General features: G+C 59.4%; 14 protein-coding genes. All 14 read left to right on the forward strand.

Annotation, left to right across the window (positions count from 1 at the left end; genetic code table 11):
• Positions 1 to 100: 100 nt before the first annotated feature.
• The 14 genes from AC5RE1_RS04640 to nuoL all read left to right on the forward strand — a co-directional run bounded on the left by AC5RE1_RS04640 (position 101) and on the right by nuoL (position 15,166).
• Complete coding sequence (locus tag AC5RE1_RS04640; RefSeq protein WP_285068005.1) at positions 101 to 820, forward strand: class I SAM-dependent methyltransferase; 720 nt, start codon at positions 101 to 103, stop codon at positions 818 to 820.
• Between the two features lie 248 nt (positions 821 to 1,068).
• Positions 1,069 to 2,349 (forward strand): geranylgeranyl reductase family protein, encoded by a 1,281-nt coding sequence (locus AC5RE1_RS04645; protein WP_006680797.1) that lies wholly within the window; start codon positions 1,069 to 1,071, stop codon positions 2,347 to 2,349.
• Between the two features lie 34 nt (positions 2,350 to 2,383).
• Complete coding sequence (gene ndhC, locus AC5RE1_RS04650; protein ID WP_006680798.1) at positions 2,384 to 2,743, forward strand: NADH-quinone oxidoreductase subunit A; 360 nt, start codon at positions 2,384 to 2,386, stop codon at positions 2,741 to 2,743.
• Between the two features lie 17 nt (positions 2,744 to 2,760).
• Positions 2,761 to 3,315 carry an NADH-quinone oxidoreductase subunit B gene (locus AC5RE1_RS04655; RefSeq protein ID WP_006680799.1) on the forward strand — a complete coding sequence of 185 codons (555 nt, stop codon included), beginning with the start codon at positions 2,761 to 2,763 and terminating at the stop codon, positions 3,313 to 3,315.
• A complete protein-coding gene (locus tag AC5RE1_RS04660; RefSeq protein ID WP_006680800.1) occupies positions 3,312 to 4,028 on the forward strand; it encodes an NADH-quinone oxidoreductase subunit C in 717 nt (238 codons plus the stop codon). Before AC5RE1_RS04655 ends, AC5RE1_RS04660 begins: the two co-directional genes overlap by 4 nt.
• Entirely contained in the window at positions 4,028 to 5,377 is a 1,350-nt protein-coding gene (locus AC5RE1_RS04665) for an NADH-quinone oxidoreductase subunit D (RefSeq protein ID WP_006680801.1), read from the forward strand. The genes AC5RE1_RS04660 and AC5RE1_RS04665 overlap by 1 nt, the downstream gene beginning before the upstream one ends.
• Positions 5,374 to 6,075: an NADH-quinone oxidoreductase subunit NuoE gene (nuoE, locus tag AC5RE1_RS04670; protein WP_006680802.1), complete on the forward strand. Its 702-nt coding sequence runs from the start codon at positions 5,374 to 5,376 to the stop codon at positions 6,073 to 6,075. The genes AC5RE1_RS04665 and nuoE overlap by 4 nt, the downstream gene beginning before the upstream one ends.
• Entirely contained in the window at positions 6,072 to 7,373 is a 1,302-nt protein-coding gene (gene nuoF / locus AC5RE1_RS04675; RefSeq protein WP_103632680.1) for an NADH-quinone oxidoreductase subunit NuoF, read from the forward strand. Before nuoE ends, nuoF begins: the two co-directional genes overlap by 4 nt.
• Positions 7,370 to 9,934: an NADH-quinone oxidoreductase subunit G gene (locus AC5RE1_RS04680; protein WP_103632681.1), complete on the forward strand. Its 2,565-nt coding sequence runs from the start codon at positions 7,370 to 7,372 to the stop codon at positions 9,932 to 9,934. The genes nuoF and AC5RE1_RS04680 overlap by 4 nt, the downstream gene beginning before the upstream one ends.
• On the forward strand, positions 9,931 to 11,241 hold the full coding sequence (gene nuoH, locus AC5RE1_RS04685; protein ID WP_103632682.1) for an NADH-quinone oxidoreductase subunit NuoH: 1,311 nt from the start codon (positions 9,931 to 9,933) through the stop codon (positions 11,239 to 11,241). Before AC5RE1_RS04680 ends, nuoH begins: the two co-directional genes overlap by 4 nt.
• Entirely contained in the window at positions 11,234 to 11,896 is a 663-nt protein-coding gene (gene nuoI, locus AC5RE1_RS04690; RefSeq protein WP_006680806.1) for an NADH-quinone oxidoreductase subunit NuoI, read from the forward strand. Before nuoH ends, nuoI begins: the two co-directional genes overlap by 8 nt.
• Positions 11,893 to 12,870, forward strand: coding sequence for an NADH-quinone oxidoreductase subunit J (locus tag AC5RE1_RS04695; RefSeq protein ID WP_103632683.1), 978 nt, complete (start codon positions 11,893 to 11,895; stop codon positions 12,868 to 12,870). The genes nuoI and AC5RE1_RS04695 overlap by 4 nt, the downstream gene beginning before the upstream one ends.
• Complete coding sequence (gene nuoK, locus AC5RE1_RS04700) at positions 12,867 to 13,166, forward strand: NADH-quinone oxidoreductase subunit NuoK (RefSeq protein WP_006680808.1); 300 nt, start codon at positions 12,867 to 12,869, stop codon at positions 13,164 to 13,166. The genes AC5RE1_RS04695 and nuoK overlap by 4 nt, the downstream gene beginning before the upstream one ends.
• 14 nt (positions 13,167 to 13,180) lie before the next feature.
• Positions 13,181 to 15,166, forward strand: a complete 1,986-nt coding sequence (nuoL, locus tag AC5RE1_RS04705) for an NADH-quinone oxidoreductase subunit L (RefSeq protein WP_181002146.1) — start codon at positions 13,181 to 13,183, stop codon at positions 15,164 to 15,166.
• Positions 15,167 to 15,171 lie beyond the last annotated feature (5 nt).

Below are 15,171 nucleotides of genomic sequence, written 5' to 3' on the forward strand. Positions count from 1 at the left end.
GTGCGATGTGGGCGCGGGAGCGGGGATGCGCGAAGTGTGAACGAGCAGTGCGATATGGGTGCAGGTATGACACGAGGGGCCGACGTGGGAAGATAGGGGTATGGAGAATGAACCTTCGGGCGCACTGCGCGCTGACCTCACGAAATCAACCACCGACGTCGCATCGATGTTCGACCGTGTTGCCGAGCGCTATGACCTTATGGATGCGCTGATGACAGGCGGTATGGATCACGTGTGGATGGTCGCGTTGCGCAACGCGGTGAAGCCGGCACCGGGGGAGAGGATCCTTGACCTTGCTGCGGGCACGGGCGCTTCGTCGGCAGCCTTGGCGAAGGGCGGGGCGGAGGTTGTGGCTTGCGACCTGTCCGAAGGCATGATCGAGGTTGGTCGCCAGCGTCACCCCGACATTGAGTTCGTCCAGGGTAATGCGCTTGACCTGCAGTTCGAAGATGGGTCCTTTGATGCGGTGACGATTTCGTGGGGGCTGCGTAATATCCCAGATCCGGCTCGCGCGCTACGTGAGATGGCGCGAGTTGTTCGTCCACGAGGCCGCCTGGTTGTCTGCGAGTTTTCAACCCCGCCGAACGCGGTTTTCCGTAGGCTCTACAACTTCTACCAGTCCACCGTGATGCCGGTGATGGCGAAAGTAATGTCGTCGAATGATGTCGCCTATGACTATCTGATCGAGTCGATTCGTGATTGGCCGGATCAGCAAGATGTTGCTCGAATGATCGCCGCGAACGGCTGGGCCGATGTCCAGTATCGAAACCTTACTGGCGGAATCGCGGCACTGCACCGAGCTGTGAAGCCGTTGTCCTAAGGGCACCACAGATCAATGAGGAGGAAGGCGTACCGAATTAGGTACGTCTTCTTTTTCCGAATTGAATGCATCTTTGTTAACGCTCGCATTTCACTTTTCCCGAAAATCCGCCTTTCTTGAAGAACGGGCGCACTCGTTGGCGCAACAGGCTACGCTTTCAATTCGGATCGCGGTGCAGTGCACACCGCTCCGACTTGCACATCTGCGCAGCCCGTACAGCTGCGCTCACTTTTTTGGGAGGGCTACCAGTGGTCAATGACCTTACTGGCGTAACGGATGCCGACGTCATTATCGTCGGTGCCGGACCTGCGGGTTCCTCCACCGCATATCACCTGGCAAAGCTAGGGATTGACGTCCTCGTCCTTGAAAAAGCAGAGTTTCCGCGCGACAAGATTTGCGGTGACGGCCTGACTCCCGCGGCCGTCCACGAATTGATCGCGATGGGCATGGACATCTCCACGTGGAACCGAAACCGAGGGCTGACCGTCGTCGGCGGAGGACACACGATTTCCCTTGACTGGCCTGATCAGAAGTCGCTTCCGGGCTATGGGATGACGCGCGCACGCATGCAGCTGGACCACGATCTGATCCAGCATGCAGTGCATGCGGGCGCCCGTCTGATGGAGGGAATTACCGTCACCGGCGCACTGACCAGTCCAATGGGTCGCGTGTGCGGTGTGAAGGCAAAGAAGGGGCGCGGTAAAGATGCCGAGGCCTTGGAAATGCGCGCCAAGATGGTTGTCGACTGCGGTGGTGTTTCTGCCAGGCTCGCTACCTCTCTCGGCATCGAAAAGGCGATCAAGCGCCCCATGGGTGTTGCGGCGCGCGCCTACTTCAAGTCGCCTCGTGGCAACGAAGACTACATGGAATCCCAGCTGGAACTCTGGTCGGGCGTGCCCGGGCAATCGGACCTGCTTCCCGGTTACGGCTGGGTCTTTCCCATGGGCGACGGAATCGTCAACGTTGGTTTGGGCTCTGTTGCCTCTACAGCCAATGCGACGCAGCTTCCCTACAAGAAGGTCTTCGAACAGTGGATCGCGAACGTGCCTGAGGAATGGGGATTCACCCCTGAAAATCAGATCGGCCCGCTCCGCTCAGCTGCCCTCCCGATGAGCTTCAATCGCAAGCCACACTACGTGTCGGGCCTCGTACTCGTTGGTGACGCAGGTGGCATGGTGTCTCCGTTTAATGGCGAAGGTATCGCACCGGCTCTGAAGGCGGGTCGCTTCGCTGCCTCGTGCATCGCCCAAGCCTTCTCGCGCACCACGTCGGCAGGCATCGACCGCGCCATGAGCGAATATCCCGAACTTCTCCGCGAAGAATACGGTGGCTACTACCAGCTGGGCCGAGTCTTCGTGGCTCTCATTGAAAATCCGCGAATCATGCAGCTCTGCACCAACAGGGGTCTGCCAATTCCGCGACTTATGACTTTCGTTCACAAGCTACTTTCTGACGGCTATGAACGTAAGGGCGGCGACTTTGATGACCGCCTCATCACAATGTTGACAAAGATGGTGCCGTCCGTATGAACGCCCTTCACTTCTTTCAACCCCGGGAGGAACGATGACGAATCCCTATTTTCCGTTGCTGATTATGGCTGCGGCTGCACTCGTGCTGGCACTTGGTGGCCTTGGCGCATCGGCGATTCTCGGCCCGACGAAGAAGTCTAAGACCAAAGCTGACAACTACGAATGTGGCATTGAACCGACCTCGGGGCACCTTCACGAAGGTCGCTTCCCGGTTCGTTACTACCTGGTCGCCATGACGTTCATCATCTTCGACATTGAAGTCGTCTTCATGTACCCGTGGGCAGTGAGCTTCAGCCAGCTCGGCCTGTTCGGGCTTATTGCAATGCTGACGTTCATCGCGCTCATCACCGTGCCATACGTGTACGAGTGGCGACGCGGTGGCCTGGATTACTGAGGGACAGGAGCAGATAAATGGGTCTTGAAGAAAGCCTGCCCGCTGGCGTTGCGCTGACAAGCATCGAGAAGGTTCTCGGCCTTGCACGCAAGTACAGCCAATGGCCGGTCACCATGGGTCTGGCATGTTGTGCTATTGAAATGATGGCAGCCGGCACACCTCGATTCGATATGTCCCGCTTCGGTCTGGAAGTTTTCCGCGCATCGCCGCGTCACTCGGACATGATGATCGTTTCAGGTCGTGTCAGCCACAAGATGGCTCCCGTTATTCGTCGTGTCTACGACTCTATGCCGGAACCCAAATGGGTTATTTCGATGGGTGCATGCGCATCATCGGGCGGCATGTTCAACAACTACGCCGTCGTTCAGGGATGCGATCACATCGTTCCCGTCGACGTCTACCTGCCTGGGTGCCCGCCCCGTCCCGAGGCCCTGATTCACGCGGTTCTGACACTGCGTGAGCAGATTGGTAAGGAACCGCTCGGCGTTCACCGTCAGGAAATTGCCCGCAAGGCTGAACAGGCAGCTCTCGCTGCAACGCCCACCCACCAGATGAAGGGACTCCTCGCATGAGTGACGAAATCGTCACCCCGGACGACTCCCAAGTCGTAGCCAAAGCCCCACAGCGTGCGTTCGGTGCACCCGAACTGATGACGCGTCGCGAAGGCATGTTCCCCGATACGACCGGATTTTCCGGCCTGGTGAAGGAATCTTTCCTTCCCGGTGAAACGCCACGCCCCTACGGTGGCTGGTTCGACAACACAGTCGACATTCTTGAAGAACTGATCGAAGCCGACGGTCTGAAGGTTGAAGAGGTCATCGAAAAGGTTGTTGTCGACCGCGGTGAACTGACAATCTTCATCGTCCGCGATCATATTGCTCGCGTTGCAAAGTACCTGCGTGACGATGCAGATCTTCGTTTCGAGCTCTGCCTTGGCACGAACGGTGTTCACTACCCGTCAGACGAGGGTCGCGAACTCCACGCGATCTACCCGCTGATGTCGATCACCTACAACCGCAACATTCGTCTTGAGGTCACGTGCCCCGATGGTGACCCGCACATTCCCTCCATCGTTTCTGTCTACCCGGCAAACGACTGGCAGGAACGTGAAACCTGGGATCTCATCGGCATCATCTTCGACGGTCACCCGTCGCTGACTCGTACCGCACTGCCTGACGACTGGGTAGGACACCCCCAGCGCAAGGATTACCCGCTTGGTGGCGTCCCCGTTGAATACAAGGGCGCAACAGTTCCGCCTGCAGACACGCGGAGGTCATACAACTGATGAGCACACCACACTTCCACGCGGCGGCTTCTTCAGCCCCGCTGAATATGGACGAAGTTCCCGAGGTCATGACTCAGGGTGGCGACTGGAAGGACGTTCTGAACGAAATCGAAAAGATTTCCTCCGAGCGCATCGTCGTTAACCTTGGCCCGGTTCACCCGGCAACCCATGGCGTTCTGCGTCTGATCCTCGAACTCGACGGTGAAACTGTTCGCGAAACCCGCGTTGACACCGGCTACCTTCATACCGGCATTGAGAAGACGATGGAATACCGTACGTGGACGCAGGGCGTGACGCTCTGTACCCGTATGGACTACGTTGCCCCGATCTTCCAGGAAGCCGTCTACTGCCTCGGCGTTGAAAAGCTCCTGGGCATCACGGATGACATTCCGGAGCGCGCGAACCTGATTCGCATCATGATGATGGAGCTCTGCCGCATTGCCTCGCATCTCGTCGCTATCGGTTCGACCGGTAACGAAATGGGTGCAACGACGATCATGACGATCGCATTCCGCGGTCGTGAAGAGATCCTCCGCATCTTTGAACGCATCACCGGCCTGCGTATGAACAATGCGTACATCCGCCCCGGTGGTGTCGCACAGGACATTGGCGAAGGCACCGTTGACTACATCCGTGAGCTTCTTCCGAAGGCTCGTCGCGATATCGGCGAGCTCGAAGACCTGACGAAGCAGAACCCGATCTTCAAGAAGCGTCTGTGCGACGTGGCCGTCATGCCACTGTCCGCTCTGATGGCTCTTGGCACGACCGGCCCGGGCGTCCGCGCCGCTGGCTTGCCACTCGACCTTCGTAAGTCCCAGCCCTACTGTGGTTACGAACAGTTCGAGTTCGACATTCCGACGCGCGACAAGTCAGACGTCTACAACCGTGTCATGGTTCGTTTCGACGAGTGCTACGAGTCTCTGCGCATCATCTACCAGGTCCTCGATCGTCTTGAGAAGTGCGAAGGTGCTCCCGTGATGGTCGCGGATCCGGCGATTGCGTGGCCCGCACAGCTGTCGGTGGCAACCGACGGTCAGGGCAACTCGTTGCAGCACATCTCCGAGATCATGGGCTCCTCGATGGAATCCCTGATCCACCACTTCAAGCTTGTGACCGAAGGTTTCAAGGTCCCCGCTGGTCAGGTGTACCAGCAGGTTGAGCACGCAAAGGGCATCATCGGTGTTCACCTCGTTTCTGACGGGGGCACCCGCCCGTTCCGCGCCCACTTCCGTGACCCCTCGTTCGCAAACCTTCAAGCCATGGCAATGATGACCGAAGGTGGCCAGCTGGCCGACGTCGTCGTTGCACTTGCTGCCATCGACCCGGTGCTGGGAGGCGTTGACCGATGAGCTACACGCAGGAAGTTGAAGCCCGCCTGAGGGCTGAATCCGCAGAAATTATTGGCCGTTACCCGACAGGGCACGCACGTTCGGCTCTTCTTCCGATGCTGCACCTGGTGCAGTCCGAAGACGGCTACGTCAGCCCCGACGGTATCGCCCTGGTCGCCGACATTCTGGGCTTGTCGCGTCCAGAGGTCAGTGCCGTTGCAACGTTCTACACGCAGTACAAGCGTCACCCCAACGGTGACTACTTGGTTGGTGTGTGCACGAACGCGCTCTGCGCAGTTATGGGTGGCGACGCGATTTGGGATGCTGTTTCTGAGCACGTTGGTGTGGGAAGCGACGAAACCAACGAATCTGGTCGCATCACCCTTGAGCGCATCGAATGCAACGCGGCCTGCGATTATGCGCCGGTTGTCATGGTCAACTGGGAGTTCTTCGACAATCAGACGCCCGAATCGGCACTTGCTCTGGTCGATGACCTCGAAGCTGGTCGCCCCGTCCACCCGACGCGTGGCGCTGCGGTTGCCCCGACCTTCAAGGAAGTTGAGCACACACTCGCAGGCTTCCTTGATGGCCATGAAAACGAAGGTCCGTCCGCCGGTGAGCCGTCCCTGCTGGGTTGCAAGCTCGCCGCGGAAAATGGGTGGACCGAGCCGGTTGCTGTTGCTGGCACCGAAGGTGAGCAGGGAGGCGAACAGGCATGACAACATTTGTAGCTCCTGGGCCCCTCACGCCGATCGTTACGAACGGTTGGGGTGAAGACCAGTCGTGGACTCTCGCTTCGTACCTGAAGCGCGGTGGCTACGAGGGTCTGAAGAAGGCCAACACTCTTGAAGCGGGCGACATCGTCCAGATCGTGAAGGACTCCGGTCTTCGCGGTCGTGGTGGCGCAGGCTTCCCGACGGGCCTCAAGTGGTCTTTCCTTCCACCAGATGACGGCAAGCCTCGCTACCTCGTTGTCAACGCTGACGAGTCCGAGCCGGGTACGTGCAAGGACATCCCGACCATCATGGCGAACCCGCATGTTCTGGTTGAAGGCATCGCGATTACCAGTCGCGCCATCAACTGCAGGCACGCGTTCGTTTACCTGCGTGGCGAGGTCGTCCACGTATACCGTCGTCTGCTAAACGCTATTAAAGAGGCAACCGATGCCGGTCTGCTCGGCGATCTGAAGATCACCGCTCACGCTGGTGCTGGCGCCTATATTTGCGGTGAGGAAACAGCGCTCCTCGATTCGCTCGAGGGCCGTCGTGGCCACCCGCGTTTGAAGCCACCGTTCCCGGCAGTCGCAGGTCTGTACGCCCGCCCGACCGTTGTGAACAACGTTGAGTCGATCTCTCAGGTCGTTGGTGTCTTCCGCAATTCGCCGGAATGGTACGCATCGATGGGCACGGAAAAGTCGAAGGGGCACGGCATCTTCTCCGTTTCCGGCCACGTGAACAATCCGGGGCAGTTCGAGGCTCCGTTCGGTATCACGATGCGTGAACTGATCGAGATGGCCGGCGGTATCCGTGATGGTCATCAGCTGAAGTTCTGGACTCCCGGTGGCTCCTCCACCCCGATCTTCACCGAAGCTGAACTTGATACCCCGCTCGACTACGAGTCGGTCGGCGCTGCAGGTTCGATGCTCGGTACCCGAGCCCTGCAGGTCTTTGACGAGACCGTGTCGGTGGTTCGCGTGGTCACTCGCTGGATCGAGTTCTACCAGCACGAATCCTGCGGTAAGTGCACGCCCTGCCGTGAAGGTACGTACTGGCTCAAGCAGATCATGTACCGCCTCGAAAAGGGCCAGGGGCTTCCCGGAGACGTTGACCTGCTCGGCGAGATCGCGAACAACATTGCCGGCCGTAGCTTCTGCGCCCTTGGCGATGCCGCTGCAACGCCGGTCAAGTCGGGTATTCAGCGATTCCGCGAAGAGTTCGAAGCCGGTCTGACTACTCCGGCCAATGAGCTCTTCCCCTACGAGGCATCCGCCATCTACGCCAGAGGAGGTGTCCGATGAGCGACGCTCCCAACATGGTTGATGTCGTCATTGATGATGTCACTGTCGCCGTCCCGCAGGGCACGCTTGTTATTCGTGCAGCAGAGCAGGCCGGAATTCGTATTCCGCGCTTCTGCGACCATCCGCTTCTGGCACCGGTTGCTGCGTGCCGTCAGTGTTTGGTCGAGGTCGGTATGCCCGATCGCAACACCGGCGAGCTTCGTTTCATGCCGAAGCCTCAGCCGTCATGTGCACAGACCGTCACTCCCGGAATGGTCGTCAAGACTCAGTTCACATCCGAGGTTGCCAAGAAGGCACAGCATGGCGTGATGGAGTTCCTGCTGATCAACCACCCGCTGGACTGTCCGATCTGCGATAAGGGTGGCGAGTGCCCCCTGCAGAACCAGGCAATGACCGATGGTCGCGCAAAGTCCCGTTTCGCCGATGCGAAGCGCACCTACCGCAAGCCGTTGCGTCTGACCAGCCAAATCCTGCTCGACCGCGATCGTTGCATTCTCTGCCAGCGTTGCGTGCGCTTCGGTAAGGAAATCTCCGGCGACGTGTTCATCGACCTGCAGGGTCGCGGTGGTGGTACGGCTCCGACCGACGACCACTACTTCATGGCAGAACAGATCGGCGCGTTCGACACGACTGCTCTGGACTTCCACAACCCGAAGCCGAAGAACCTGGGTAACGCCGGAATCTCCGGTCCCTACGGTGATGCAGGCATCATTGGTTCGGCAAACTCTGGTGACCTGACCGAAGCTGATCTTGATCAGACCGGTCGCCAGTTTGCGTCCTACTTCTCGGGCAACATCATTCAAATCTGCCCGGTCGGCGCACTGACCGCTTCCTCGTACCGCTTCCGCGCCCGCCCGTTCGACCTCGTGTCGACCGCGTCGGTCGCCGAGCATGATGCTTCCGGTTCTGCACTCCGCGTCGATATCCGGCGCGGTGAGGTTGTCCGTCGTATGGCCGGCAACGATCCGGAGGTCAACGAAGAGTGGATCACCGACAAGGATCGCTTTGCTTTCGAGTGGGACAAGCAGGATCGCCTGGTCACCCCGCTGGTTCGCGAAGACGGCATACTGGTTCCGACCTCGTGGTCGGATGCTCTTGACCGTGTCCGTAAGGGTCTCGAAGCTACGGATCAGACGGGCTTCCTGCCCGGCGGTCGCCTGAGTTTCGAAGATGCCTGGGCATGGAGCAAGTTCGCTCGCACCGTCATCGGCTCCGATTCGATCGACGCTCGCGTTCGCACGATTTCCGCTGAAGAGACCTCGTTCTTGGCTTCGAAGGTTGCTGGTACTGGTCTTGGCGTCACCTACACCGACCTTGAAAATGCGGGGCAAGTCCTGCTGGTCGGCCTCGAACCTGAAGATGAAGCGGGCGCGATCTTCCTGCGCCTGCGCAAGGGTGTTCGTAAGGGTGGCGTGAAGGTTGCGACGGTTGCTCCGTTCACCACGAACGGTAGTGCGAAGATGAGCGCGACTCTGTTGCGTGCCGCTCCTGGCACCGAGCCTGAGGTTGTTGCTTCGATTGCTGAGGGCGAACAGAACGCAGAGCTTGCAGCCGCACTGAACGGTGGCGTCATCTTGGTAGGTGAGCGCGCAGCTCGCATCCCGGGCCTGCTTTCCGCGGTTGTCGAATTGGCTGAGCGTACGGGTGCTCGTTTGCAGTGGGTGCCTCGCCGTAACGGTGATCGCGCCGCAGTCGAAGCCGGCCTGCTACCGGGCGTGTTGCCCTTCGGTCGTCAACTGGGCGACGAGGCCGCGCAGGCTTCACTCGGCTGGAAGTCCTATCCGAAGGGCGCGGGCCTGGATGCTGACGCTCAGCTTGCAGGTGCCCTCGACGGCTCGGTTCAGGCACTGGTCGTTGGTGGCGTTGACTACCGCGACTTCACCGATCCGGCTCTTGCGCTTCGCGCTTTTGAAACAGTTCCGTTCCTGGTGAGCCTTGAGGTTCGTTCCTCTGAGATCACCGAGCTGGCCGACGTTGTTCTTCCGGTTGCTCCACAGTTGGAAAAGAACGGCACGTCGATCAACTGGGAAGGTCGTCTGCGCCCCTACGGTCAGGCTGTTTCCGCTCGTTCGCTGACCGACCGCGATGTTCTGGTCAAGCTGGCCGAGGAATTTGGCGAGGATCTTGGCATTCTGACGCTGACCGACCTATACGACGAGGTCAACGCCATCAGTACCTGGGACGGCGCTCGTGCCGAGTTCATGCCGGTTGCCCCGCAGGCTCCTCAAGCAGTCGGTGCTGGTCAGGCAGTTCTCGCAACGCACAAGCCGATGCTTGATGCTGGCCGTCTGCAAGATGGTGCGCCGTGGCTCGCTGGTTCTGCTCGTCGCGTGATCGCATTCGCTTCGCAGGCAACGCTGACAGGTGCCGGCGTGAATGCAGGTGAAGCCCTGACGCTTTCCACTGAACGCGGTTCCATCACACTGCCCGCGCAAATCGCGGACCTTCCCGACAACGTCGTGTGGGTTCCCGAATGCTCGCAGGGTTCTGCAGTCCATCAGTCGCTGGGTGACGCTGGTTGCCTCGTGGCTCTCAGCGCTACTGGGGAGGTGGCCCGGTGAAACTCTTGCTCAGTGCGGTGCCTGATTACACCGCAGCAGATTTCTCGCAGGAAACATGGTGGCTGACGCTCATCAAGGCCGTCTTCATCATCGTTTACCTGATCCTGAACGTTCTTCTTGCCCTCTGGGTTGAGCGTCGTGGCCTCGGCCGCATGCAGACCCGTCCGGGCCCGAACGTGGCCGGCCCGCTCGGTTTGCTCCAGGCAATCGCGGATGCAGGCAAGCTTCTGTTCAAGGAAGACATGTGGACTCGCGGAGCCGATAAGTTCTTGTACTTCATCGCTCCGGCCATCGCAGCATTCAGCGCGTTCAGCGTCTTTGCTGTGATTCCAATGGGTCCGAACGTTAACCTGTTCGGTCACTCCAGCCCGCTTCAGCTGGCTGATATGCCGGTCGCAACGCTCTACATCCTGGCAATCACCTCGCTTGGCCTGTACGGCGTTGTCCTCGGCGGTTGGTCAACCCGTTCGACGCTTCCGCTCTACGGTGCGGTTCGTTCGTCCGCTCAGGTGATTTCATACGAACTCGCAATGGGTATGGCGCTTGTTTCCGTGTTCCTCATGTCGGGCACGATGTCGACCTCGCAGATCGTTGCTTCCCAAGGCCAGGTCTGGTGGGCATTTGCGCTGATCCCAGCGTTCGTTGTCTACTGCATTTCGGCTACCGGTGAAGTCAACCGTCTGCCCTTCGACCTCCCCGAAGCTGAAGGCGAACTCGTCGCCGGTCACATGACCGAATACTCGTCCATGAAGTTCGGCTGGTACTACCTATCCGAATACGTGAACATGCTCAACGTTTCCGCGGTTGCCACCACGATGTTCTTCGGTGGGTGGCACGCGCCGTGGCCACTGTCGCACGTACCGGTCATCAACGACGGCTGGTTCGGTATGCTCTGGTTCTTCCTCAAGATGTGGTTCTTCATGTTCCTCCTCATCTGGACCCGTGCAACGCTGCTCCGCTTCCGTTACGACCAGTTCATGAGCTTCGGCTGGAAGTGGCTGATGCCGATCGCTCTGGTCTGGCTGGTTGCCGTCGCCATCGTTCGTGGCATCACCGAATGGGTTGAGGTTTCCCTGCCAGTCCTTGGCGTATCGATTGTCATCCTCTTCGCAATCATCATGCTGATTATGTGGGTCACGGATAAGGGAGAGCCTGAACCGGCCCCCAAGCCTGCAGATATGGAATACACCGGCTTCGCTGATGGCTTCCCGATCCCGCCACTTCCCGGTCAGAGTCCGGTTGAGTCCCCGCGCGCCGGCCGCACGCCGGTCGTGGCGACTGCCTCGAAGGAGGACACCGATGAGTAAGAAGAACGATTCGAAGAATGAGGAAATGCGCTTCGAGCATGACCCGAAGGGGCCGATCGGCGAATTCTTTGCTCCGATCGCCGGCTACGGCGTCACCATCTCGTCTTTCTTCCGTCCGACCGTCACCGAGCAGTACCCGCGCGAACCCGCGCGCGTCATGCCTCGTTTCCACGGTCGTCACCAGCTGAACCGCTACGCAGATGGTTTGGAAAAGTGTATTGGCTGCGAGCTTTGCGCGTGGGCATGCCCCGCTGACGCTATCCTCGTTGAAGCAGCATCGAATACTCCCGAGGCGCAGTACAGCCCCGGCGAGCGTTTCGGCAACGTCTACCAGATCAACTACTTGCGTTGTATCTTCTGCGGTATGTGCATCGAAGCTTGCCCGACTCGTGCTCTGACGATGAGCAATGACTTCGAGCTCGCCACCTACACTCGCGCAGACGATATTTACGAAAAGCAGGATCTGCTTGTTCCTCTTTCCGATGGAATGCTCGCTCCGCCTCACCCGATGGTCGAGGGGCTGAACGATGGCGATTACTACCGCGGTGCGGTCAGTGGTGCCACCCAGTCCCAGATTGATTGGGTGAAGGAACACCGTCCTGAGGATCCGAGCCTTGCCAACGCGCGCGTGGTGGCAAAGGAGGAAGTCCGATGAATCTACTGGGTACATGGCCCGAGATGGTATCTACCGGCGAAGCCGTGCTGTTCGCATGCACCGCAATCGTCATGGTGGTGTGCGCACTGGGCGTCCTGTTCTTTAAAAAGGCCGCATACGCCGCTATCTCGATGGTCGGCGTCATGCTGGGGCTTGCAGTTCTCTACTTGACGCAACAGGCACCGTTCCTCGGTGTTGTGCAGATCGTCGTCTACACCGGCGCAATCATGATGCTCTTCCTGTTCGTCATCATGATGATTGGTATCGGTGCCACCGATGACTACGCAACGCAGTCACGCGGTTCGATTATCGCAGCAGTCATCGCGGGGCTGGGCCTTGCAGTGATCATCGCTGCCACCCTCGGCCACACGAAGTTCGCGGCTGACGCAAAGGGCCTCGTCCCCGCTGACCCGTACTCGAATGAGCCGATCGAGTCCCTCGCAACGACGCTCTTCTCGCAGCACTGGCTGACGATGGAGGTCGCGGGCGCACTGCTCATCACCGCCGCAATCGGCGCAATGCTACTGACGCACTCTGACAACCTCGGCCCGAAGATCTCGCAGGAAGAAACCGCAAAGGCCAAGATGCGCGCATTTGCCGAATCCGGCCGACGCATCGGTCAGCTTCCGGCACCTGGCGTCTACGCACACAGCAACGCTGCTGACGTCCCGGCCATCTCCGGTGAAACCCTCGGCCCGGTCGAAGAATCCGTCCCGCGCGTGATTCGTGTTCGTGGCTTGGAGCGTTCTATCGATCAGGTCGACCACGACGTCGCACAGTCGCTCATGCTCGCCCGTACCGGCGATACCATCGACTCGCCGTTTGCACAGTTTGCATCGCAGACCGTCGAGCGTTCGGGCTCGTGGGGTATGCCTGGCCCGGCAGCGCCCACCGGCCTTGATCAGCCGGTCGGTCCCGCCGGTGTGGCTGACGCTGAAGCACCCGCACAAACCAAGGAAGAGGAGGAGAAGTGAGTCTGGCTTGGTACCTCCTGCTTGCGGGAGTGCTCTTCTCAATTGGCGCTGTTACCGTTCTGGTTCGTCGCTCCGCCATCATTTCCCTGATGGGCGTTGAGCTCATGCTGAACTCCGCGAACCTGGTGTTCGTTACCTTCGCGCGAATCTTCGGCGATGTGAACGGTGAAATTATGGCGTTCTTCGTCATGATCGTCGCGGCCGCTGAAGTCGTGGTCGGTCTGGCGATCATCGTGTCCATCTTCAAGTCACGGTCGACAACGAGCGTTGACGATATCAACCTGCTGAAGAACTGAGGGAGGAAAACAGAATGACAACATCCTTCGCTCTTCACGCGATGAACGACGGCCTTGCTGAGGTAATCGTTCCTGCCACAGGCGCAGCATCACTGGCATGGCTGATGATTGCAATTCCGCTGGCAAGTGCAATGATCCTGCTGTTGCTGGGTCGTTCTTCTGACCGCTGGGGTCACCTGCTGGCCACCTGCGCCTCGTGGGTATCCTTTATCGTCGGTGCCGTCATCGTTGCCCAGGTCCTGGGAGCTGATGGGGGAGCACACCGCATGGCACACACCCTGTTCACCTGGATCCCCGCGGGGGATTTCAGCGTGAACTTCGGCCTGCTGGTTGATCCGCTGTCGCTGACCTTCGTGATGCTGGTGACCTTCGTTGGTTCCCTCATTCACGTGTACGCAATCGCCTACATGGAACATGACAAGGATCGTCGCCGTTTCTTCGCCTACCTGAACCTGTTCATCGCAGCAATGCTGACCCTGGTTCTGGCTGACTCCTACGCCGTCCTCTTCGTCGGCTGGGAAGGCGTGGGCTTGGCCTCGTACCTGCTGATCGGCTTCTGGAACCACGTTCCGGCGAATGCTCGCGCTGCAAAGAAGGCGTTCGTCATGAACCGTGTCGGTGACATGGGTATGCTCGCCGCAATGATGGTCATGGTCGCAAACTTCTCGTCCGTCCGCTTCGAGGATGTGACCGAGGGTGTCGCTACGATCCCGGTTGCTCAAGCAACCGCCATCGGCATCTTCCTCCTGGTTGCTGCCTGTGGTAAGTCCGCGCAGTTCCCGTTGCAGGCATGGCTTGGTGACGCAATGGCAGGCCCGACCCCGGTTTCCGCTCTTATTCACGCGGCAACCATGGTCACCGCTGGCGTCTACTTGGTTGTTCGTTCCGGTGCCGTCTACGTTGCAGCTCCCGCGGCAGCAACTGCAGTCGCCCTTATCGGTGCAATCACGTTGCTCTTCGGAGCGATCGTCGGTTCCGCAAAGGATGACATGAAGAAGGTCCTCGCGGCCTCGACCATGTCGCAGATCGGCTACATGATGCTGGGTGCGGGCCTCGGTCCGATCGGCTGGGCATTCGCAATCTTCCACCTGTTCACCCACGGCTTCTTCAAGGCACTTATGTTCCTTGGAGCCGGCTCAGTCATGCATGGCATGGCTGACCAAGTGAATATGCGTCGCTTCGGTGCCCTGCGTACCGTCATGAAGATTACGTGGGTCACGTTCATGATGGGCTGGCTGGCAATCCTCGGTGTTCCGCCGTTCTCCGGCTTCTGGTCGAAGGACAAGATCATTGAAGCAGCCTTCGCGGCGCACACCTTCGGTTCGATCGAAGCACCGTGGATCGGCTGGGTCTACGGCCTGGTTGCTCTGATCGGTGCCGGTATCACCGCGTTCTACATGTCGCGTCTGTTCTTCATGACCTTCCACGGCAGGCCACGGTGGACGACTGAAGCGGAAGGCTCGCCGGTTCACCCGCACGAGTCCAACGCTCTCATGACCGTCCCGATGATCATCCTTGCCATTGGCGCGATCTTCATCGGTGGCCTCATGTCGATTGGTGACTTCTTCACCAACTGGTTGTCTCCCGCAATCGGTGGCGTTCACCATGGCGAACCGGTCATGCCGGTGATGGCCATTCAGATCCTGACCCTCGTCCTTGTGATTGCCGGTGCCTTCCTCGCATGGCGCATGTACGGTGCCGGCGAGGTTCCGACTGGCGTTCCTGCCGGTAATGCTCTGACCGAGGCTGCACGTCGTGACCTCTACCAGGATGACGTGAATGCCACCCTGTTCGTCGCTCCCGCTGCGGGCCTTGCAAAGCTTGCAACCGGTGGTGACCGTAAGGCAATCGACGGCGCGGTTGGTCTGGTTGCCAAGGGTTCGGCTGGTGTTGGTCGCCTGATTGCGATCACGCAGAACGGCTTCGTCCGCGCCTACGCGTCATACATCCTCGGGGGCGTTGTCGTTGCCCTCGCGATCGTCCTCGGCTTCAGGCTGTGAGGGAG

It is taken from the genome of Actinotignum sp. usb-actsch-rep-73 (assembly GCF_059082735.1).

What these genes read in the sequence shown, in the direction of transcription:
- AC5RE1_RS04640 (WP_285068005.1), top strand. Translation starts at nt 101, where the DNA reads ATGGAGAATGAACCTTCGGGCGCACTGCGCGCTGACCTCACGAAATCA.
- AC5RE1_RS04665 (WP_006680801.1), top strand. Translation starts at nt 4,028, where the DNA reads ATGAGCACACCACACTTCCACGCGGCGGCTTCTTCAGCCCCGCTGAAT.
- nuoL (WP_181002146.1), top strand. Translation starts at nt 13,181, where the DNA reads ATGACAACATCCTTCGCTCTTCACGCGATGAACGACGGCCTTGCTGAG.
- AC5RE1_RS04680 (WP_103632681.1), top strand. Translation starts at nt 7,370, where the DNA reads ATGAGCGACGCTCCCAACATGGTTGATGTCGTCATTGATGATGTCACT.
- nuoF (WP_103632680.1), top strand. Translation starts at nt 6,072, where the DNA reads ATGACAACATTTGTAGCTCCTGGGCCCCTCACGCCGATCGTTACGAAC.
- nuoE (WP_006680802.1), top strand. Translation starts at nt 5,374, where the DNA reads ATGAGCTACACGCAGGAAGTTGAAGCCCGCCTGAGGGCTGAATCCGCA.
- nuoI (WP_006680806.1), top strand. Translation starts at nt 11,234, where the DNA reads ATGAGTAAGAAGAACGATTCGAAGAATGAGGAAATGCGCTTCGAGCAT.
- ndhC (WP_006680798.1), top strand. Translation starts at nt 2,384, where the DNA reads ATGACGAATCCCTATTTTCCGTTGCTGATTATGGCTGCGGCTGCACTC.
- AC5RE1_RS04655 (WP_006680799.1), top strand. Translation starts at nt 2,761, where the DNA reads ATGGGTCTTGAAGAAAGCCTGCCCGCTGGCGTTGCGCTGACAAGCATC.
- AC5RE1_RS04695 (WP_103632683.1), top strand. Translation starts at nt 11,893, where the DNA reads ATGAATCTACTGGGTACATGGCCCGAGATGGTATCTACCGGCGAAGCC.
- AC5RE1_RS04660 (WP_006680800.1), top strand. Translation starts at nt 3,312, where the DNA reads ATGAGTGACGAAATCGTCACCCCGGACGACTCCCAAGTCGTAGCCAAA.